Origin of the sequence: Neptunomonas concharum (assembly GCF_008630635.1) — a bacterium.
In the GTDB taxonomy this organism is placed as follows: domain Bacteria; phylum Pseudomonadota; class Gammaproteobacteria; order Pseudomonadales; family Balneatricaceae; genus Neptunomonas; species Neptunomonas concharum.
In genome coordinates, this window is the sequence record NZ_CP043869.1 from 3,074,827 (window position 1) to 3,095,758 (window position 20,932).

At 44.8% G+C, this 20,932-nt stretch carries 18 protein-coding genes and 1 tRNA gene; 7 read left to right on the forward strand and 12 right to left on the reverse strand.

The features are described from left to right. Positions 1–15: 15 nt before the first annotated feature. Positions 16–1,137 (reverse strand): tRNA guanosine(34) transglycosylase Tgt, encoded by a 1,122-nt coding sequence (tgt, locus tag F0U83_RS14600; RefSeq protein WP_138987999.1) that lies wholly within the window; start codon positions 1,135–1,137, stop codon positions 16–18. A gap of 14 nt (positions 1,138–1,151) precedes the next feature. After that, positions 1,152–2,198 (reverse strand): tRNA preQ1(34) S-adenosylmethionine ribosyltransferase-isomerase QueA, encoded by a 1,047-nt coding sequence (gene queA / locus F0U83_RS14605; protein WP_138987964.1) that lies wholly within the window; start codon positions 2,196–2,198, stop codon positions 1,152–1,154. A 126-nt stretch (positions 2,199–2,324) separates the two neighbouring features. Here queA and F0U83_RS14610 point away from each other — a divergent pair. Further along, positions 2,325–2,411: transfer RNA gene (locus F0U83_RS14610), tRNA-Leu, on the forward strand. Between the two features lie 240 nt (positions 2,412–2,651). Next, positions 2,652–3,428 carry an EAL domain-containing protein gene (locus F0U83_RS14615; protein WP_138987965.1) on the forward strand — a complete coding sequence of 259 codons (777 nt, stop codon included), beginning with the start codon at positions 2,652–2,654 and terminating at the stop codon, positions 3,426–3,428. On the opposite strand, the gene F0U83_RS14620 is transcribed toward F0U83_RS14615, so the two are convergent. Next, positions 3,425–4,657: an EAL and HDOD domain-containing protein gene (locus F0U83_RS14620; protein WP_138987966.1), complete on the reverse strand. Its 1,233-nt coding sequence runs from the start codon at positions 4,655–4,657 to the stop codon at positions 3,425–3,427. The two genes, F0U83_RS14615 and F0U83_RS14620, sit on opposite strands and share 4 nt — an antisense overlap. A 182-nt stretch (positions 4,658–4,839) precedes the next feature. After that, the gene (locus F0U83_RS14625) at positions 4,840–5,112 is read right to left on the reverse strand and encodes a hypothetical protein (protein ID WP_138987967.1); all 273 of its coding nucleotides are present in this window, start codon (positions 5,110–5,112) and stop codon (positions 4,840–4,842) included. Between the two features lie 217 nt (positions 5,113–5,329). On the opposite strand from F0U83_RS14625, the gene F0U83_RS14630 reads away from it, so the two are divergent. Then, on the forward strand, positions 5,330–6,280 hold the full coding sequence (locus F0U83_RS14630; protein ID WP_150036816.1) for a cupin-like domain-containing protein: 951 nt from the start codon (positions 5,330–5,332) through the stop codon (positions 6,278–6,280). 33 nt (positions 6,281–6,313) lie between these two features. On the opposite strand, the gene F0U83_RS14635 is transcribed toward F0U83_RS14630, so the two are convergent. The 3 genes from F0U83_RS14635 to F0U83_RS14645 form a co-directional block, all read right to left on the reverse strand. Further along, entirely contained in the window at positions 6,314–7,963 is a 1,650-nt protein-coding gene (locus F0U83_RS14635; RefSeq protein WP_138987969.1) for an AMP-binding protein, read from the reverse strand. Positions 7,964–8,044: 81 nt separating this feature from the next. Further along, positions 8,045–8,812 (reverse strand): 3-hydroxyacyl-CoA dehydrogenase, encoded by a 768-nt coding sequence (locus F0U83_RS14640; RefSeq protein WP_138987970.1) that lies wholly within the window; start codon positions 8,810–8,812, stop codon positions 8,045–8,047. Between the two features lie 57 nt (positions 8,813–8,869). Beyond that, positions 8,870–10,027: an acyl-CoA dehydrogenase family protein gene (locus F0U83_RS14645; RefSeq protein ID WP_138987971.1), complete on the reverse strand. Its 1,158-nt coding sequence runs from the start codon at positions 10,025–10,027 to the stop codon at positions 8,870–8,872. Between the two features lie 155 nt (positions 10,028–10,182). Between F0U83_RS14645 and F0U83_RS14650 the strand changes: the two genes are divergently transcribed. Then, entirely contained in the window at positions 10,183–11,187 is a 1,005-nt protein-coding gene (locus F0U83_RS14650) for an AraC family transcriptional regulator (RefSeq protein ID WP_138987972.1), read from the forward strand. Between the two features lie 147 nt (positions 11,188–11,334). After that, complete coding sequence (locus F0U83_RS14655) at positions 11,335–12,483, forward strand: diguanylate cyclase (protein WP_138987973.1); 1,149 nt, start codon at positions 11,335–11,337, stop codon at positions 12,481–12,483. A 1,433-nt stretch (positions 12,484–13,916) separates the two neighbouring features. Here F0U83_RS14655 and F0U83_RS14660 read toward each other — a convergent pair. After that, positions 13,917–14,135, reverse strand: coding sequence for a hypothetical protein (locus tag F0U83_RS14660; protein ID WP_138987974.1), 219 nt, complete (start codon positions 14,133–14,135; stop codon positions 13,917–13,919). 137 nt (positions 14,136–14,272) lie between these two features. Here F0U83_RS14660 and F0U83_RS14665 point away from each other — a divergent pair, with 137 nt between their 5' ends. Further along, positions 14,273–14,653 carry a GGDEF domain-containing protein gene (locus tag F0U83_RS14665; RefSeq protein WP_138987975.1) on the forward strand — a complete coding sequence of 127 codons (381 nt, stop codon included), beginning with the start codon at positions 14,273–14,275 and terminating at the stop codon, positions 14,651–14,653. An 869-nt stretch (positions 14,654–15,522) separates the two neighbouring features. Here F0U83_RS14665 and F0U83_RS14670 read toward each other — a convergent pair. Further along, on the reverse strand, positions 15,523–16,242 hold the full coding sequence (locus F0U83_RS14670) for a substrate-binding periplasmic protein (protein ID WP_138987976.1): 720 nt from the start codon (positions 16,240–16,242) through the stop codon (positions 15,523–15,525). Between the two features lie 201 nt (positions 16,243–16,443). On the opposite strand from F0U83_RS14670, the gene F0U83_RS14675 reads away from it, so the two are divergent. Beyond that, a complete protein-coding gene (locus F0U83_RS14675; RefSeq protein ID WP_138987977.1) occupies positions 16,444–17,562 on the forward strand; it encodes an acyltransferase family protein in 1,119 nt (372 codons plus the stop codon). Here the strand turns inward: F0U83_RS14675 and F0U83_RS14680 are convergent. The 3 genes from F0U83_RS14680 to F0U83_RS14690 form a co-directional block, all read right to left on the reverse strand. Continuing rightward, positions 17,518–18,531, reverse strand: a complete 1,014-nt coding sequence (locus F0U83_RS14680; protein WP_138987978.1) for a patatin-like phospholipase family protein — start codon at positions 18,529–18,531, stop codon at positions 17,518–17,520. The genes F0U83_RS14675 and F0U83_RS14680 overlap by 45 nt on opposite strands. 15 nt (positions 18,532–18,546) lie before the next feature. Further along, a complete protein-coding gene (locus F0U83_RS14685) occupies positions 18,547–19,329 on the reverse strand; it encodes a 3-hydroxybutyrate dehydrogenase (protein ID WP_138987979.1) in 783 nt (260 codons plus the stop codon). A 125-nt stretch (positions 19,330–19,454) separates the two neighbouring features. Continuing rightward, positions 19,455–20,807 carry a magnesium transporter gene (locus F0U83_RS14690; RefSeq protein WP_138987980.1) on the reverse strand — a complete coding sequence of 451 codons (1,353 nt, stop codon included), beginning with the start codon at positions 20,805–20,807 and terminating at the stop codon, positions 19,455–19,457. Positions 20,808–20,932 lie beyond the last annotated feature (125 nt).

Genomic DNA, 20,932 nt, shown 5'->3' on the forward strand with positions numbered 1-20,932 from the left:
CTATGAAAGAAAAAATTAATTATCAGCAAGCGGCGGAACATCCATCCCACGCTTACGGTAAAATTCGGTTACAAAGTCGTCCAATTTACCCTGTTCAATCGCCTCACGCAAACCCGCCATCAAGCGCTGATAATAGCGAAGATTGTGGATAGTATTCAGCTGAGACCCTAGAATTTCTTTACACTTATCTAAATGATGCAAGTAAGCGCGGCTGAAGTTCTGACAGGTATAACAGTCACAGGTTTCATCCAGAGGACGTGTATCTGTTTTATTGGAGGCATTTCTTAGTTTTACAACCCCTGTATCGGTAAACAAATGTCCATTGCGTGCATTTCGGGTTGGCATAACGCAATCAAACATATCGACACCCCTGCGCACGCCTTCAACCAAGTCTTCTGGTTTACCGACCCCCATCAAATAACGCGGCTTATCCTCTGGCATCCGATGAGCTAAATGGTCCAACACCTTGACCATCTCATCTTTTGGCTCACCAACGGATAAACCGCCGATCGCATAACCATCAAAACCGATCTCAGTTAAACCTTCCAGTGACTCATCCCGTAGATGTTCGTACATGCCACCCTGAACAATCCCAAAGAGCGCCGACGGGCTATCACCATGAGCCTCTTTGGAGCGCTTTGCCCAACGCAGTGATAAACGCATGGAGGTTGCTGCCTCCGTTTCCGTCGCGGGGTAAGGAGTACACTCGTCAAAAATCATCACGATATCAGAGCCCAACTCACGCTGAACTTCCATGGAACGCTCAGGATCGATGAATACTTTTGAGCCATTGACCGGTGATTGAAAAGTCACACCCTGCTCAGTAATTTTGCGCATCTTACCCAAGCTGAACACCTGAAAGCCGCCAGAGTCGGTAAGGATCGGCCCCTGCCATTGCATAAAGTCATGGAGATCACCATGCAAACGTACAATCTCTGTACCTGGGCGCAACATTAAATGAAAGGTATTACCTAAAATAATCTGCGCACCAATCGCTTCGATATCTTTAGGCAGCATCCCTTTCACCGTACCGTACGTACCTACCGGCATAAAAGCTGGGGTCTCAACCACACCGCGAGGAAAGGTTAATCGACCACGACGCGCTTTTCCTTGAGTCGCGATTTTTTCAAATTTCATAAAGCACTGACGACTCACAAAGCCTCCGTATTATCTGTTTTACGGCTGATAAACATGGCATCACCGTAGCTAAAAAATCGATACTGCTGCTCAACGGCAACTTTATAAGCATTCATCGTATGGGTGTAACCAGCAAATGCACTGACCAGCATCAACAACGTAGATTCAGGCAGATGGAAGTTAGTTATTAGCAAATCAACGCTTTTAAACTGATATCCTGGGAAGATAAAAATGGAGCTATCCCCATAAAAAGGCTCAATCTCGCCATTTTGACTAGCGCTTTCTAAAGAGCGGACACTGGTTGTACCCACAGCGACCACCCTTCCACCTCGCGCACGCGTTGCTTTAACGGCATCACAGACTTCTTGGGAAACCTCAATATATTCTGCATGCATAACGTGGTCTTCAACACGCTCAACCTTCATGGGCTGAAAGGTTCCAGCGCCGACATGCAAGGTTACGAAGACTTTTTCAATACCTTTTTCATCTAACTTTGCCAGCAAAGCTTCATCAAAATGCAACCCCGCCGTTGGCGCGGCAACCGCACCTGGTTTTTCGTTATAGACCGTTTGGTAACGTTCTCTATCTTCTAATTGATCATTCCGCTTCATATAGGGAGGCAACGGCATATGGCCATGCGCTTCTAATAAGTCAAAAACAGGTGTGTCGCCACAGAACTCGAGCTCAAAAAGGTTCTCATGACGGCCAATCATGACGGCTTTGGCACCACCTTCAAAAAGCAGCTCTGCACCCGGTTTAGGAGAGCGACTAGAACGCACATGAGCCAACACACGATGCTGATCCAATACACGTTCAATCAAGGCTTCAATTTTGCCACCCGTCGCCTTCTCACCAAACAAACGGGCAGGAATCACACGGGTGTTATTAAACACCATCAAATCGCCGGGGTTTAGCAGATCCAATATATCCGTAAAACCACGGTGTGACAGCTCGCCGCTATCGCCATCAAGACACAACAAACGACTAGCAGAACGCTGCTCCAACGGAAAACTAGCAATTAATTCTTCAGGAAGTTCAAAATGAAAATCTTTTACCTGCATACCACAACACTAAGGGAGGCTATTAAAGAGGCCAGATTGTACAGGAAAAACATTTTTTTTATCATCCCAAAACATATAGGGATTGACGGCGAATAAATCCCCTCTATAATACGCCTCACGTTTTGCGCCAGTGTGGTGAAATTGGTAGACACAGGGGATTCAAAATCCCCCGCCCTTAAAAGCGTGCCGGTTCGAGTCCGGCCACTGGTACCATGCGCAAAACTAATTAGTCATCTAGATTCTACTTTTCATTTCTTAAGCCTGTCCCAAACTCTTACGCTAGACTACAAATCGTTTTGCTTTCTGTGTATTCGAGATTCTTTTGGTATTCACTTAGTAGACAGAATATCGCTTTACTTCTAGCTGCTCACGTACAATCTTCCTTCTCATGTTTGCTTTACCCTGAGTGGCCTACTAGGCTTAGCTGTAGGGAAGTGCGACAAGGTACAGGCAATGGAAGAACAGTCTGGGGGTGAGCGTTTTTTTTGCGGTACATGCTCTGATAATCGGGAATTAGGATTTGGTTTTACTATGGCCTTTCAGCCTATTATCGATTGTCACACCCAAAGTATTTTTGGTTATGAAGCCCTAGTACGTGGGTTAAATAATGAACCAGCTTACTCGGTTATCGCCAAAGTGAATAATGATAATCGGTACGTTTTCGACCAAGAGTGTAGGATTAAAGCCATTTCTCTTGCGGCAAAGCTGGGTATAAATTCCATGCTGAGTATTAACTTTTTACCTAATGCTATTTACCAGCCAGAGCGCTGTATTCGGACTACCTTAAAAGCGGCAAAACAGTTCGACTTTCCAACCAAAAACATCATGTTCGAGTTCACTGAAGTCGAGAAGATCGAAGATAGTTCACATGTTGAGCGTATCGTCAAATATTACCAGTCTCTTGGCTTCCAAACGGCCATTGACGACTTTGGTTCAGGCTATTCAGGCCTCAACTTGCTCGCAGACTTCCATACGAACATTGTAAAACTGGACATGGGTTTAATCCGGAATATTCACATGAGCCGATCTCGCCAGTCTATTGTATCCCACTGCATTGGCATGTTCAGGGAACTCAATATTACGCCATTAGCAGAGGGGGTCGAAACCATAGACGAATACATGTGGCTCAGAGATATTGGCGGCGTAACCCTAATGCAAGGTTACCTATTCGCCAAACCAGGGTTTGAAAGCTTGCCATCAGTTAATTTTCTATCTCTTCAGCCGACCTAACCCAATGCAGCGAATTCGTTTAGCAAACTATTCGACCATTCGATGCTATCAATGTAGGCGTAACTCACCTCCGAGATAGATAACGGCAATGTCGTTTCGTTAAGCGCTTCCCAATTTCCGACCTCAACAAATTTAAGTAGAGAAAGCAGCTCCCCAGCGTCCCCTTTATGCTCAAGTATTGCGGCAGCCATCCATTGATCTATGGGTAAAGATTGAATCACTTCCTGAAGCGGCCTATCGAAAAAAGCATCTATTTGCGAGAGCAACCCTACGAAAAAGAATAAACCAGCATTGGCATTCGGTATCCCTGTCGCTAAAGTTTCCATCATCTTTGCCCTAATCAACGTATTACTAAGCAAGGCGCTGGGTTTATCATCCATACCCGTTAAAACAACCAACGTAACCCACCGCTTTAAGCTGTCTAACCCTAATGTCACTATAGCTCTATTCAAGGTGTCGATTTTTTGCTTATGCGCATATCGCGCACTGTTAATCAGCTTCAACAACTTAACCATCAGGATCGGGTCTTTCTTTAGGGCATGCTCTATTTCGTCAACTTCAATGTCTGGGTCACTCAGCTTTGCCAATAAATCGAGTGTCGCTAGACGGTTAGTTTGTACAACATTGCCTTCCACCAGCTCGGGTTTACAGAAGTAATAACCCTGAAAGAGATCAAAGCCCAATTGCTGGCAGAAACTAAACATAGCGTGATCTTCTACTTTTTCAGCTAGCAGCTTAACGGGATACTTTCTAAGCTCCTCTACCAATGTAGCCAAGTCTTCTTTTTTTGGATGCGCTAAAACATCAACTTTTATAATTGAAACATAAGGAATTAGACTTGATAGGCCTAGATCACAATTGTAGTCATCCAAGGCTATTTGATAACCCTGCCCATGCAATCGCTTAACGGTTGTTAGCAGCTCAGAGGTAGCCGTAACGCTTTCTAATACCTCTATAACCACATTCTCAGGGCCAAAAGGGGGCGTTTCTAACAACCAAGTATCCGTAAAATTGATAAAGGCGCAGGTATCATTAACCGCCACCGCTAGCGTACTTTCTGCGAAGGTGTTCATGATAACTTGGGCGGTTGCCATGTCGCCATCAATGGTGTCTAGGCTTTCGATTGGACGAAAAAGGAGTTCATAGCCTATGACTTTGTTCTTCTGATCAAAAATAGGTTGCCGAGCAAACAATGGGGCAATCGAGTTGGTTTTATTATTTTCACTCATAAACCTGCCTTCACGCTCAAATAAGATAAACGGGTACAACTTATGGCTTAAGCCATCAACCGAAAATATTCATATTCAAGTTAGTCTAGTAGGTTTTTGATAATACGAAAGTCATAAGAGCATAATAATAGCCACGACTCTTGGTAGAAAATGCAATCAGAGTTCATGCAGCCATTGCATATTTACCGCTGTGGCATACGAAGGATTCGATCAATACCATTTAGGTCAACACCATAAACTCTGTGCACTTGCAGTAACTCGTGCTCAGTCGGCTGATATGGATTGCTGAAAAGGTCTTCTAAAAATAAAGGACCTTTTTCTTCAAACACTTTGGACGTCACAGGCATGCCAGCCAATGCTGGGAATACACTAATTACGTGACCGTTTTTATCTACAGCTTTATAGACGGGGCAGCCTGCACGATAGGCCGCATCTTTGGTAAGTACTTTGATCATATCCGTATGCCTTTTCCTTATTTTAGCTAGTGGAAAATCCACCTACATCATCGCAATCAAGGCATAGTATGACGTTAAGACAGTCAATATTCAAATAGAAGTAACCTATAAGCCCCTATTGAAAAGAAAGACGATTACTTGTGGTGCCAACTAGCATTAACCGGCGGCATAAGGCATATTATTTAGTAAATATGCACCCAAAAAATTTGAGATTAATATGCCCGTGACGTCACAACAGCCTTCAGGTTTTTTTGAGATTGCCCGTGAACCTTCCAGCATCACATTTGAGGCGTTTTCTGAAAGCTACCTGATCCCTGAGAAGCCCGTCGTTATTGAAGGTGTGGGGAATGATTGGCTGGCACGTCAACGCTGGACCGAAAGTTACTTGCGTGAGCGTTTAGCACAAGAATCTTCAGCATCGGCAGCGTCGTTATGGTACTGGATGGACAGGGACACCTTGAATGAAGATTATTCCACGCCTGAGTTTGTCAGCCAATGCTTAGATGCATCTTCAACCTTTCCTCGCAATCAACATAATCGAATCTGGGTTAATAAAAAGGAAGATATGTCCAGTTGGCATTATGATGGCGGGATTGTGAATGTTTTTAATGTACAAGTTAAAGGCCGTAAAGAGTGGTTCTTAGTGTCCCCCGATACCCCCCTAGATTGCTACCCCTTTACGAACTTTTGCATCATTGATGGAAAATCTGATGACGAGCGCTTCGCAGATAAAATCCATACCCGCTTTTTCTTGAACGAGGGTGATATGGTGTATATCCCTCCCGTTTGGTTTCATAAAGTTATTTCGTGCGAAGAAGAGAATATCAACCTCAACTGGTTGTTTACCAAAAAAGCAACGACGGCCACGTCGGCTACGTTAAAGCGTGAGGTTGAGCGTTACATGATTAACGATTATCTCACTAAACATCGTTTTAGATGGGTAAGACAGTTTGCTCAACAATTTAACCGCCACGCTCCAGGTTACATGAGAATTATCTGGCGTTATGACAAACCGATTGAGACACCTTATCAAATATCTACGTGGGGACTGTTAGCACGGTTTGCAAAAGAGTTAGGCAGGCTGGGAAAAACAATCCTTCACGCTAATAAGATCAAACCCTATACCAAAACACTTTCTACGCCAAAACGCCTGAAAAAAAACACATGAACAAAAAGGGAGCCCGAAGGCTCCCAAAGGGTGTTATAGACTATCCAATAACTCTTCTTGAGCTTTCTGACGCAAGAGAAAACGCTGTAGCTTTCCACTCGGCGTCTTTGGCAACTCTTCGACATATTCGATTTCACGTGGGAAAGAGTGAGTCGACAGGCGCTTTCTGACAAACTGCTGCAACTCCTCCGTTAAGGCATCATCCCCTTCGATATCGGAAGCTGTTACAACGTAAGCTTTAACAATACTGCCACGCTTTTCGTCAGGCTTGCCGACAACTGCACTTTCGATAACAGCAGGATGCTCCAGTAAGGTGCTCTCGACATCGGCAGGGCCTATGCGATAGCCTGCTGATGCGATAATGTCGTCGTCACGCCCCGTATAGGAGTGAGAGCCGTCGCCATTACTGATAACAATATCACCGGTCAGGTAATATTTTCCCTTAAATGGGTCTTTCTCATCCCATGTATAGCCTTGGAAGAAGAACTGTGGGGATTGCTCAACATCAACCGCTAGCTCTCCCGTCTCTCCCGGCCCAACCTCATTGAGTTCTGCATCTAATGCTACTAATCGATAGCCTGGCAATGGGTAGCCCATGCAAGCAACGCGTTCTTCATGATCCAAGGCGTGGAAGTTAGCGGCTGTCATGCCCGTTTCTGTCTGGCCATATTGATCTTTAACTGGACAATTAAAGACCTTATCCATCCATGTTACGACCTCTGGATTGAGCGGCTCACCCGCACTGCTGGCAGCACGTAGGTTGATATCATATTTGCCACATAACTCGGTGTTTGCCATTAACAGACGATAGGCCGTTGGGGCGGCAGCAAGGTTGGTAATTTTGTAGTTTTGCAAAAATTCCAACGTATTATCTGCAGTAAAACCATGCTCATTAAAATGCGTGGTACAACCCAACAACAAAGGCCCAACAACGGCATAATAAAGCCCGTAAGCCCAACCGGGGTCGGCTACATTCCAGTAGTGATCCTCTGGTCGAACCTCAATGGCATAGGTCATGTAATTCCAGAAGGATATTAATGCTTTAACAGGAACGGCCACACCCTTAGATTTACCCGTTGTGCCGGAGGTAAACATCTGCAAGAAAGGCTCTTCTTTGGTCAGAAGCACCGGCTCAAACACATCAGACTGTGCATCCTGTGCCGCACTAAAGAGCGCGTCTGCTTCGCCCGCTAACGGGTCGATCGCTTCTGCCACCAGCAACGTATTGGGTAAGCCTTTAACATCCGCCAGTTTAGGCCACTGCTCTGGATTGGTGACGATCAATTTCGTACCCGCTTGCCCCAGACGATATTCGATAGCACCTGAACCAAACGCTGTAAAAAGCGGCTGGTAAACCGCACCAGCACGCAATGTACCCAGCACCGTAATCATTAGCTCAGGCGTTCTTGGCAATAAACAGGCTACGCGATCTCCCTTACCAATTCCTAACGACGTCAGGTAATTGGCAAACTGTGCCGAGCGCGTTTGCAGTTCTTTAAACGTCATCTCACCGCGGGTGCCATCTATACGCTCATAGCGCAGTGCTACTTTATCGGTATCAGCAAAACGATCACAAATTTCTGTACAGACGTTCAGCCCCGTCTCAAGACTGCCGCAGAACTGATCCTCAATCATTGAGGGTGAAAACTGTTGAATCAGTTCCTCATATTTCATTTTTTGCATCTCTACACCCCATCTCTGAGTTTTTATCTTTATTAGTTGCCTTACTTGGCAAGGAGGCTTGGACTAGCAAGGGAGCCGGTCTTATTTAGGCTCCATTCGGATAGCACCATCCAAACGAATAACCTCTCCGTTCAGGTAGCCATTGTTAATAATATGAATCGCCAGAGACGCATACTCTTCTGGCTCACCAAAACGTTTCGGGCTTTGCACCATCTGGATCAGCGGGTCACGTACTTCATCAGCCATCGCTTTCATCATTGGTGTATCAAAAATGCCCGGTGCAATCGTCATGATGCGAATGCCCAGCGGCGCTAAATCACGCGCTAATGGTAACGTCATCCCCACCACACCTGCTTTACTAGCGCTGTAAGCAGCCTGACCTACCTGCCCATCAAACGCAGCCACAGATGCCGTGTTGATAATGACACCACGCTCGCCATCTGCATTCGGTTCGTTTTTCGCCATCTGCTCAGCCGCAAGGCGCAACACGTTAAAGGTACCAATCAAGTTGATGTTGATCACTTGAGCGAAGCGGTCAAGCGGTAGCGCGCCATTTCGACCAACCACTTTCCCGCCAGGCGCAACCCCTGCACAGTTAATGCAGACGTCAATAGCGCCAAATGTTTCTACCGCTTTAACAATACCCGCTTCAGCAGACGCAGGATCGGTAACATCAACTTTCACAAAGAGCCCATTACCCTCAAGAGAGTTCTCAAGTGCTTGACCGGCTTCTTCATTCAGGTCAAACGCAACAATTTTCGCACCCTGTTTTGCCAGTTCCTGACACGTAACCAATCCCAGCCCGGACGCACCGCCCGTAACCACGACGACTTTATTATTCAGATCCATATCTTTTCTCTTTTATCGTTGTAGCAAAGAAGTTAATCATGCTTTTATCAAGACAACTTAAACAATCTCACGTAGTAACTCGCGTGCAATAATAACGCGCTGGATTTCGCTGGTACCCTCGTAAATGGAGGTGATACGCACATCCCGGGCATAGCGCTCCAGTGGGTACTCCTTGATATAACCGGCCCCGCCAAGTAACTGCAATGCGGTATAACAGGCCTTATTGGCTTTCTCAGAAGCAAATAGCTTCGCCATAGAGGCTTCTTTTGAGAAAGGTAGGCCTTTTGCCTTTTTATCAGCTGCATTCATCAGCAGTAAACGCGCAGCTTCCAAATCAGTGAAGGCATCGGCCATCATCCACTGAAGCCCTTGGAAGTTGGATAGTGGCTGGCCAAACTGCTCTCGCTCCGTAATATAAGTACGCGCATAGTCCATCGCCGCTAGGCCTACACCCAAAGCCAATGAACCAATACCGATACGCCCGCCCGCCAATTCACCCACAGCAATTTTAAAGCCCTGATTTAGCTCACCCATCAGTGCGTTTTTGGGTACGCGGCAGTTATCGAACAAGACTTCATTGGTAGATGAAGCATGCTGCCCCATTTTATGCTCGGCTTTGGATATCGATAGGCCTGGCGCATCCTTCTCTACCAAGAAACAGGAGATCCCTTTACCTTTGGGTAGACTGCTATCGGTCACAGCCCAAACAACAAATACACCCGCAAACTCGGCGCTAGTGATGTATTGTTTTGCCCCATTGAGCACCCATTCATCACCCTCAAGCACTGCCGTAGTTTTCATGTTTGACGGATCAGACCCTGCGGTGGATTCTGTTAAGCAAAAACCACCAGCGGCATACTCGCCACTACAGAGTTTAGGTAAGTAATAACTTTTTTGCTCCTCTGAGGCGATAGCCTGTATCACTTCAGCCACCATATTAGTCACTGACATAGTGACGGCTGTTGAAGCGCAGGCGCGTGCTATTTCGGTCACAGCCAAGCTGAATACAATCGTACCTGCATTCGCACCACCGTAGGTTTCGTCAATATTGAGCCCCATAAACCCCAGCTCAGCAAGCTGCTTAAGATTCGTAAGGAACAGTGCCCGATCACCCTCTTTATCCAGTTTATCCGCCACCGGCGCAAGCTCGCTCTGGGCGAACTTTTTTGCCATATCCTGAATCATGGCTTGGTCTTCTGTCAGCGTAAAATTCATGGCTACTCTCTTCTTGTTTTAACGGTTTGCGCACATAAATAACCAATATAGAGAAAACATCTAAGACATAAAATGACATTAAATGACTAAAGAAGTCACATTATGTTACAGTTAAGCACCTTAATTTAGGGTTTACCCTGATTTTCGAGCATAACATGGCAACCGTAGATATTCATTACATAAAAGCAGCACTCAATTGCAACTTTCGTAACGGTATTGATATTGAAAGCCTCTTAACTGACGTCAATATCAACCATGATCTACTCTCAACACCCGGTGCCAGAGTCTCTGGTGAGCAAATGACCCGTCTCGTTAAGCTGACATGGGCCTCGCTGCAAGATGAATTTATGGGATGTACGCCATACCCCTGCAAGCAGGGCGTTTTCGCTTTGATGACTCGCCATGCGCTGCACTATGAATCGCTGCAAGCGATCCTTGAGCAAGGTATTCACTTCTATAACCTGTTCACAAACGATATCCAAATGCGCCTTGTTCAGCGAGGGCATAACGTTGAGCTCATTGCCCATTTCACTCACCCAGAAGCAGACCCCGACCATTTCTATCAGGAGTTTTGGCTGGTTATCTGGCACCGTTTTGCAAGCTGGGTAATTGGTAAAAAGATTCCTCTCATTCAGGTAAGCTTTCCATACCCTAAACCCGCCCACCATATGGAATTAAAATACCTATTCCCCTGTCGGCATCTATTTAATCGCTCAGAACTAAAGTTTAGTTTTGATGCTCGCTATCTCAATCATCAGCCCGTCAGAACCCAACGAGAGCTATCCCACTTTCTTAAACACTCCCCGGCAGACCTCATCACAATCCCTGGGGATGAAAAAAGCGTTAAAACCAGCATCCGCTCATTGCTTCTTTCCAACCAAAAAGAGGCACTGATCTGCCCTCCTTTTGAAGAGATCGCACAACGATTTGGCATGAGTACGCAAACCTTACGACGTAAACTAAAAAGCGAAGGAAGCGCCTACCCTCAGATTAAAGATGAGATTCGACGAGACCTCGCCATAGAAAAGCTCTACTCGCAAAAGCTATCCATTACAGAGATCAGTAACCTGTTAGGCTACAGTGAACCCCGCTCATTCACCCGCGCTTTTAAACAGTGGACAGGCCTGACCCCCAAAGCTTACTTAAACAGTAAACGATAGGTCTGTTTGATATAAATCACCGTTGTAACCGCTAACGTTGTACTTATGCTCCCATAACTGATCGTCGTCAATTATTGCAAGCTCATTAAGCCTATGATGAAAGTGAGTTAGGTTATCATCTGCGAAAGGCGGGTGAAGGGGAGTGAGATGGCGTTATCAATCAACTCCAATATCAAACGTAAGCTAGGCTGGATGGTGGCTACCACATTCGGTGGGCTTCTTCTGTTATTAATCTTCTTCCATCACACCTTTAGTGACAACTTGCATCGAGAAAAACGCCACCAATCAAAGTCTCTAGCGACTGCGAGTATTGGTGTAATTAACAGTTTTTATTCACAATTTTTAGCAGGTGCACTCACCGAGGTCGACGCAAAACATCTCGCCCAGACCGCACTCGCGCAGGCAACCTATGATCAATGCGGCTACTTTTGGATTCATGACCTGCAAGGTAACTTGGTAATGCACCCGATGGCTCCTGAACACGCTGGCCAACCGATAGAGCAGTGGCTAAATAAGGAAGGAGTGACGCTTTTTAAACGTTTTGATGACACCGCTCAACAAGGTGGTGGCTGGGTTGAATATCAGTGGCCTAAACCCGGTGAAATCACCAAGTCCCCCAAACTCTCGTATGTTGCCCTATTTGAACCTTGGCAATGGGTGGTCGGAACAGGTATCTATCTTGAAGACAGCCACAAAGAGATTGAGCGCTCGTTTATACGCTCGCTCGAAGTACTGGCAATCGTTTTCGGTAGTATTGTTATCGTGTCATGGATACTCGCTAGGCGATTTACCTTACAGCTGGAAGAGCTGGCAATCCGTGATCCTTTAACGACGCTCTATACCCGCCGTTATCTTAATGAAACTCAAGATCTCTTTGTCCGCCACGATATACGGGATAAAGCATCGCACCTTTATGTAATCTTTCTTGATATCGACTACTTCAAGAATATTAACGACAGATATGGCCACTTAACTGGCGACGCCATCCTCAGTAACATCGGTCACTGGATTCGACAACAAACTCGCGCCGATGATCTGTGCGTACGTTATGGAGGTGAAGAGTTTTTAGTGATGACACTGGCTACAAGTCATGCCGACATCATTAACCTCACCGAAAGAATCAGACACCCGACGTACTCCAATACCCACCCTGTACTTCCTAAAGTCACCCTCAGCGCAGGTGTCGCCATGCGACAACCAGAGGAGGACTTTCACTCCGTACTTTCACGCGCTGATCAGCTACTGTATAAAGCTAAACGACAGGGCAGGAACTGTGTGGTGATGGATTCCATCTGAAAGAACATGCACTTGACGAGAGTCAGCACGCGCACACTAAGGCGATTAAGTCTGCATCATAAAGCGTCGACCATTGCGACCTTTCTTTGGAATCCATCGCAACTGGGTATCAGATAAACCTTTCTTTTCCTGAAGTACGCACGCTCTTCTCCAAGCAGTACGCAGTCAGATTTAAGAACTTTGATTGGTCTGACTGTGAGAATAAGGTCGCAATTAACACCAAAATATACATAATCGCCAATAACCTTTGTATCAATAAAGTCTGTACTGACCCACTCGTTATCAACATTGTAAATAAAGCTAGACTCAATTATGTGTCTATCCGGTATACCTTTGAATTCTGACCTACTACATCTATACACCACCGACAGCTCATGCCAGAACAACATTCTCGAAAAAAACCAACCATATGTATTGATAGCTATAAACACTAAAAACAACGCACATATGAGAAGAGCGAGCATCTCAATCAAAATTCTTTACCTCTGTGTAATGTAAGAGACTGAGACCCTGTTATTAAAAAACCACTACGTTGACTCGACACTCCAAACTCAACAAATGGAGCTTTAACTGTGCCATTTTTTTAAGATGCTCCTTTCCAACCAAAAAGAGGTATTGATATGCCCTTATTTTGAAGAGATCGCAAAGCGATATGGCATAAGTACGCAAACCTCACGACGTATTAACCTTTTAATAGGCTGTACAATTCTGCTTACCCAGAACTTGAAAACTGGTACTAATCCATAAGATTCAGCATAAAACGCTATTGAAACATATGCCTTCGAACTAGAGCATTTTTGTGATCTCAAACTGATAAACACATACATAGAGGATTGCAGCCATAATTGTAGCTATTAGAAAAAAATAAAGACATTTTTCAATTTTGTTGCGAACATTTTCTACATGATTAGATGGAAAGAGTATTAAAAACGGAACCAAAGAAGTTATCACTTTTTTCCTACGGTCCATATGCTTTTCGTTAACTAGCCATATTATGGTAATTGCAGCTAAAGCAAGAGCTGAAAGAGTCATGCAAAAAAACATACAAATTATTAAGAACTTATCAATCATAATTATCTACTATCGCAATCCCAGCTCTCTACCTAAACTTGTTGAGAACACGCTTGAGTCTACAGATGCACTATATCCTTTTCCGCTATTGAGGCTACCACCAACAAGCCCATAAGATACATTAACTTCTATAGTAATATCAAAATCAGCCCCTTCGGGATGTCAGTGATGGTATCAATACTACCCAGACTATCTGTATGTAACGGGTTTGCGGTACTTTAACATTCCCCTGCTGGTTAGTATGGCGGTAGGTGTCCGAGCGCCCCACCTGATCAGTGTACTGGTGAAAACTGATCAGGCGGGCCGGTATCAACTGGTACGGAGTGCTGTGTAAACTGTAATAGTTTACATAAAACAGGTTCTTATTTTTTCTTTTGAAGATTGAGCATTAGAAACCAATAAAAACAAATAGCGGCAACTATTATTGTGCCTCCATCATTCTTAATAACATCAGTCATTACTAAAGTAATTGGGACTAAAGCTCCCATATCTCTAAGTATTTCTTTCACTAGAAAAGAGTCTGGCCAGAGCATTAAAAAACGCATTAGTAATGCATATACAACGATTACAGCTGAAGCCATTACTTTATCCTTTGATCATTGAAATTCAGAATACCCGTATTTGTAATTGTATCTAGTATTATACCTGTTACGGTAGCGGTAGCACCCTCAACTCGCAAATGGAAGTTTGAAGTTTGCTTGAAAGCCGGTTCATTTAATTGGAAATCCTCAGTAACATCGGTCACTGGATTCGACAACAAACTCGCGCCGATGATCTGTGCGTACGTTATGGAGGTGAAGAGTTTTTAGTGATGACACTGGCTACAAGTCATGCCGACATCATTAACCTCACCGAAAGAATCAGACACCCGACGTACTCCAATACCCACCCTGCACTTCCTAAAGTCACCCTCAGCGCAGGTGTCGCCATGCGACAACCAGAGGAGGACTTCCACTCCGTACTTTCACGTGCTGATCAGCTACTGTATAAGGCCAAGCGGCAGGGTAGGAACTGTGTGGTGATGGATTCACCTTATCTAGAGCATGCACTTGACGAGAGCCAGCACGAGCACACTAAGGAGATTAAGTCTGCATCATAAAGCGTCGACCATTGCGACCTTTCTTTGGAATCCATCGCAACTAGGTATCAGATAAACCTTTCTTTTCCTGAAGTACGCACGCTCTTCTCCAAGCAGTACGCAGTCAGATTTAAGAACTTTAATTGGTCTGACTGTGAGAGTAAGGCCGCAGTTAACACCAAAATATACATAATCGCCAATAACCTTTGTATCAATAAAGTCTGTGCTGATCCACTCGTTATCGACATTGTAAATAAAGCTGGACTCTATTATGTATCTATCCGGTATACCTTTGAATTCTGACCTACTACATCTATACACCACCGACAGCTCATGCCAGAACAACATTCTCGAAAAAAACCAACCATATGTATTGATAGCTATAAACACTAAAAATAACGCAAACATGAGAAGAGCGAGCATTTCAATCAAAATACTTTACCTCTTTGTAATGTGAGAGACTGAGACCCTGCTATTGAAATATGTATTACTAAAGCACACATTATCATCAAGGCTTAAACTATTAACGCATTCCTACCTACTAAGATACATTTAGCCTATTTTATAAATCTCATATTAAATCCCTATCGATTTACTCTCTATTAAAACAGATTTAATATCATATCTTAAGGCATATAATTCCACGTCAAGAACATAACCTAGTATAAATTAGTCAACACTTATAAGAATAAACTCTACGCCCCAGCAAAGTATAGGCTCTTGAATATACTTCCTGCATAACATGGCTAGTAAGTAACATTATTACAGGAACGACAAGTAAAGAGATTATATTTTTCCTAGAAACCCATCAGCCAGCCGGGTGAGTCTTGCGTCAGCTGCACCTAACCCATTTCGTCGAAAGTAGCTGTTCACTGAGTTCTTATTGGAGCTTACCCAAAGGGGGCAGCTTCGAAATTTGCACCAACAACCTTTCTCAATACCGCGTTGAGTGCGTCTAACTTTTCCAACCATGCTGATTTTGACGATATGCCTACATATAGCTTGACCACGTTTCCGGGCTTGAAAGATGATTTTTCAATATATTGATTTTGGCCATTGGCTTTGAGTTCGTAGTCAACTTGACAGTCGGTACCTATAAACGTATCGATACGCTCTTTGATGAGTAACTCAGGTAAAATTGACTCCTGAGCAACAGGCATTTTTGTGATTTTCGTGTCATTATCAAATGCCTCATAATAGGCTGATCCGCTCACCATACCAACTTTCATTCCATAAAGGTCACTATGATCCTTGACAGTATGTCCATAACTTTTTCTGACATAGAGCTGTGTTGAACAGGTATAATAATGTGGTGTTGTATAAGTAATATACGTTGCGCGCTCTTCGCGATATGCGAGCCCACTCATGGCATCGATTAGCCCATCTTGCATCAACTTTAAACATCGTTTCCAAGGACATTGGAAGTACTCCACTTTTACATCTAAAGCTTGCCCAATACGTTTCCAAAGTTCATGATCAATTCCACTGATTGTATCACCGTTAATAAATCGAAAAGGCGCCCACGCATCAACCCCAACAACTATCTTGTCTGCATAGCTATTAAGAGAAGTGGTTAAAAGTAGGCCACACATGAAGAGTTTTAGCCGCATCAGGACATCCTCATCGTTTAAAAACAGAAGGTTGGTAAAATTTAACTATAGATGCTGCCACCTAAAAGGACAAAAAAGCAAAGAGCAGAGGCTAGGAAGTACCCCGCCATTACTCATTCAAAAGCCGTACTGGTTAGCGTATAGTGCTCGCCTATTGTGATCTATCTTTAAAATGGGCCTTAGAGAGGGTTAAGGAAAACCATGGGTATCTTTCGTATGTTGTTGGCAATCGCGGTGCTAATAAGCCACCTTCCTGAGCTAACTCAATCTTCTATTGTTTCGAGAGAAAGCCTTCAGGTATTTATCTGGTCAGGACACGCAGTTTTTGCTTTTTTCATCATCTCTGGCTTTTATATCTCTATGGTGATTAATGAAAAGTACTGTCACCTTGACTCAGGTACTAAGAAGTTTTATATCAATCGTGCACTGCGTCTTTATCCAGCCCACTGGGTTGTTTTGTTTCTCTATGCCTTAGCCTTCTATCTGACCAATACGCCGTCGTTTCTTTTAGGCGAATCCTACGGAAAAGACTGGTTACTACCCGTGGCTTTTCTAACCAATTTCTCTTTTTTTGGCGTTGAATTACTACCCTTCACGGACCAAAGTAACTGGGCATTTATTATTGGCCCGGTATGGTCTTTAAGCTTGGAGGCGTATTTCTACTTATTGGCGCCTCTTCTTGTTACTCGCTCTTTGAAGCTCCTTATTTTACTGACAGGCGGGTTGCTGTTAATCAGGATGGGGATGTATTGGTTGGATGTCCCTTTACTACCTTGGCGTTATTTTTTCTTCCCATCCGTTATGGTGTTCTTTTTGATAGGCACACTGTCATATCGCTTCTACGCCTTAATAAAGCATAAGCACCTTTCCCCTTGGTTAGGCGTAATAGCCGGCGCCGTATTATTTATGTTTACTATCAGTGAATCGTTTTGGTTAAAGGCCGGGGCAGGTTTAGATGTTTGGCAATCATGGGGATTTTATACAGCCGTTGCCGTCTGTACGCCTTTTCTCTTTCATTTAACGAAGCATCATCGCCTTGATAATTTTATCGGGCAGCTGACTTATCCCCTCTATATCGGGCATATGTTAGTGATTATGGTTTTTCACCATATTGATACTGGATCGGTGGATAAAGGCCTGTTGGCACTCATTGGCTCTATATTGTTATCTGTGGCTTTATATTATTGGGTGGATAAGCCCGTTGACCGCCTTCGCATTAGGGTGACGAAGACGACGTCTGGCTCGGCGCTTCCTCAAATACTACCTTGCGCCTTGCTAAGTAAATTCTTTGCGAAGGTCCAAGGTCGAACGCATCCCTAAGCTATCGAAGTGCTCATCTAGAAAGCGTTTTGCGGAGGCTCGACCTATATCCCGAAGGTGTGTCAGAAATGACCACTCTGCATTCAACTTACTAGAGGCGGATAGGGGGTTGAGTTGTTGTGTTTCTTCAATACGGTGTACTAAGACATCTGCATACTTTGTGCGATCTAACTTATTGTCATCTAGCAAGCGGTGTACAAAATCAATGCCTCTCAACTCCCGTAACAGCGACGAGTTAAAGGAGATTTCATTCACTCGATTGAGTATTTCCCGTGACGTTTTCGGTGTTTCCTGTCGCTCTATCGGGTTGATTTGTACGATCACTACATCTTTCGAGCGCGTACCGTAAAATAGTGGGTACAGCGGTGGATTACCTACGTACCCCCCATCCCAGTAGGGTACGCCATCAATCTCCACAGCTTGGTAAAGAAAAGGTAAGCATGCGGATGCTAAAACCATATCTGAGGTTAACTCAGGACGCTCAAATACTTTAATTTTACCGGTATGTACATTCGTGGCCGCAATAAACAGTTTTAGCGCACTACAGGCTCGCACTTTATCAAAGTCGATCGATGACTCTACCAAGTCACGCAACGGGTTGATATTGAGCGGATTAACATCATAGGGCGAGGCTACTCGGCTAAGCAGATCATACATCACATAAGCCGGTGAGCTATCCAAACTCCAGCGACCAGTCAGGACATCTAAAGGGCTACGCTGAATAGGGCTTAAACTTCCCATTCTCGAAACTTGCAGCCAAAAGTCTTCAAGGGCTGCTCGCGCGCCGGCTGCTCCCCCTTCCATATACCCTTGAGCGAGTACAGCAGCATTCATTGCCCCTGCACTCGTGCCAGATATACCTTCTAGACTGATGCGCCCGTCTTCCATGAAAAAATCCAATACACCCCACGTAAACGCACCGTGAGACCCACCTCCTTGCAGGGCAAGGTTAATCGATTTTTTGCGCATCCTGTTACCCCTGAGTTATTGTGCGACCCAACCACCTTCGACAGGCAAAGTAGAGCCCGTAATCGAAGCCGCACCATCACTACATAAAAATACAGCCACTGCAGCGACTTGCTCTATGGTTACGAATTGCTTTGTCGGTTGAGCCTTAAGCATGACATCCTGCTTAACCTCTTCCTCAGAGATTCCTCGTGCTTTTGCGGTATCCGCTACTTGCTTTTCTACCAGCGGCGTCCATACATAACCTGGGGCAATTGCATTGACTGTAATACCAAACTCCGCCATCTCTAGCGCAACCGTCTTCGTCAAACCTGCGATCCCATGCTTGGCAGCCACATAGGCAGACTTGTAAGGGGATGCAACCAGTGCGTGCGCAGAAGCTGTATTAATGATCCGTCCCCAACCCTTAGCCTTCATACCCGGAATAACTGCTTTGGTTGTATGAAATGCCGACGTAAGGTTGATACCGATAATCGCATCCCACTTCTCTCTAGGTAGCTCTTCAACCGGTGATACGAACTGAATACCCGCGTTGTTAATGAGAATATCAATGCTGCCAAAACCTTCCTGAGCGTCCGTGATCATAGCTTCAATTTCATCAGGCTTAAGCATATTAGCGCCAGAGAATAAGACTTTTACACCGAACTCTGCTGCTAATGCGGCGCGTATTGCTTCGTTTTCAGCAGGATCACCTAAACCATTGATCATCAAGTTAGCGCCTTGTGCCGCTAGCGCCTTCGCCATACCCAAACCAATACCTGATGTAGAACCAGTAATGACTGCATTTTTTCCTTTCAACATCGATCTCACCCTTTCATCTATGTTTAGTGCTGGGGTATTTAGTTAGCCAAATTAGCCCAGTTTTTCTTAGTATAAGCAAAACAGTATCACAAATATTGCAGTGCACAAAATCATCTAAGGGCTGATTATGGATTAAGCAGAAGTAATGTACCCAACCCTAAGAATGTTACAAAACCAACCACATCGGTCACCGTTGTCAGGATAACAGAGCCGGATAAGGCTGGGTCTATTTTAAATTTATCAAGTATTACGGGTATCAATACGCCGCTGACCGCCGCCGCCAGTATATTCAGTGCAATTGCCACTGCGATAACCACGCCGATCATCACATCAGAGAACCAAACGTAGGCGATGCCACCAATCACTGCGGACCAGAACACACCATTCAAACCGCCCACCCACAACTCTTTAATCATCAGCGGGCCCAAATTCCCACGCGAGATCTGCCCAAGAGCGATCCCTCGAATAATCAGTGTGAGTGTTTGGCTACCGGCAATCCCCCCCATCGAGGCAACAATGGGCATGAGAACCGCGAGCGCAACCACTTGTTGCAGTGTCGCTTCAAAGAGCCCTATCGCCCATGAGGCCAAAAACGCGGTTAGTAGATTGATACCCAACCACGTTGCTCGGCGCAGCGAACTCTTTATAATCGGAGAAAAGAGATCTTCATCTTCTGATAGGCCCGCCTGAGCGAGCATATCTGCTTCATGTTTCTCTCTAAGAATTTGTACGCTGTCTTTAAACGTCATGCGGCCTATCAACATCCCTTTGGCATCAATAATAGGCAATAACACATAACCAGACTGTTCTTGAACCTCGACACTATCAAATAACAATGTATCCCCGGGCAGGGCTTCAGCTTCCTCATCAATCAACTCAGCCAAAGGGATATGCCCAGGTGCCCCGTATAGCTGTTCAAAAGGAACTGTCCCTGCATAACGCCCAACCCGGTCAGTCAAAAACAGCGCATCCGTACATTCTGGCACTTCTCGCCTGAGCAAACGCCATGCATCAAATACTTTGGCGTTTTGGGGAAGTACTAACAGTTCGTGATCGGCATAGCGCCCAATGCAGTTTTCTTCAAACTGGTTACTGCTCTCAAAGTGCAGGCGCTGTTTTTGATCCATCTGGTTAAGCGCCAAATCAATCAAACTATCTGGAAGGTTATCAGAGCACTCTATAAGTTCTTCTGGAGATAATTCAGAAAAAAGACCTTCTAACTCGCTTTCCGACTGGTTGTTCAGAATAGATAAGCGCGCATCATTTTTAAGTTCGACCAGTACCAATGGCTTTTGAGCATCCGAGATTCTACCCCATTGCTGAAGGCGATCCTCCAGAGGTAGTGCTTCAAGCAATAGCGCCAACTGCCTCTCATCCAAAGCCTCCGTCTGAACAGCAATTACTTTTTGCTCTTCACCTTCATGATCCGGGTCCATATGGGCGATCTGATCAACGAGTTTTCCTAAGTCTTCTGACACCTATTCGCTCCGCATTCCAACAAGATTCTATTGTGCTACCAAGAATACACCTTCATGTGCTCTAGAGCATGTTAACGTCTTCATTATTGAACTTTTATTACAATTATCCCCTACTCTGACTTGTG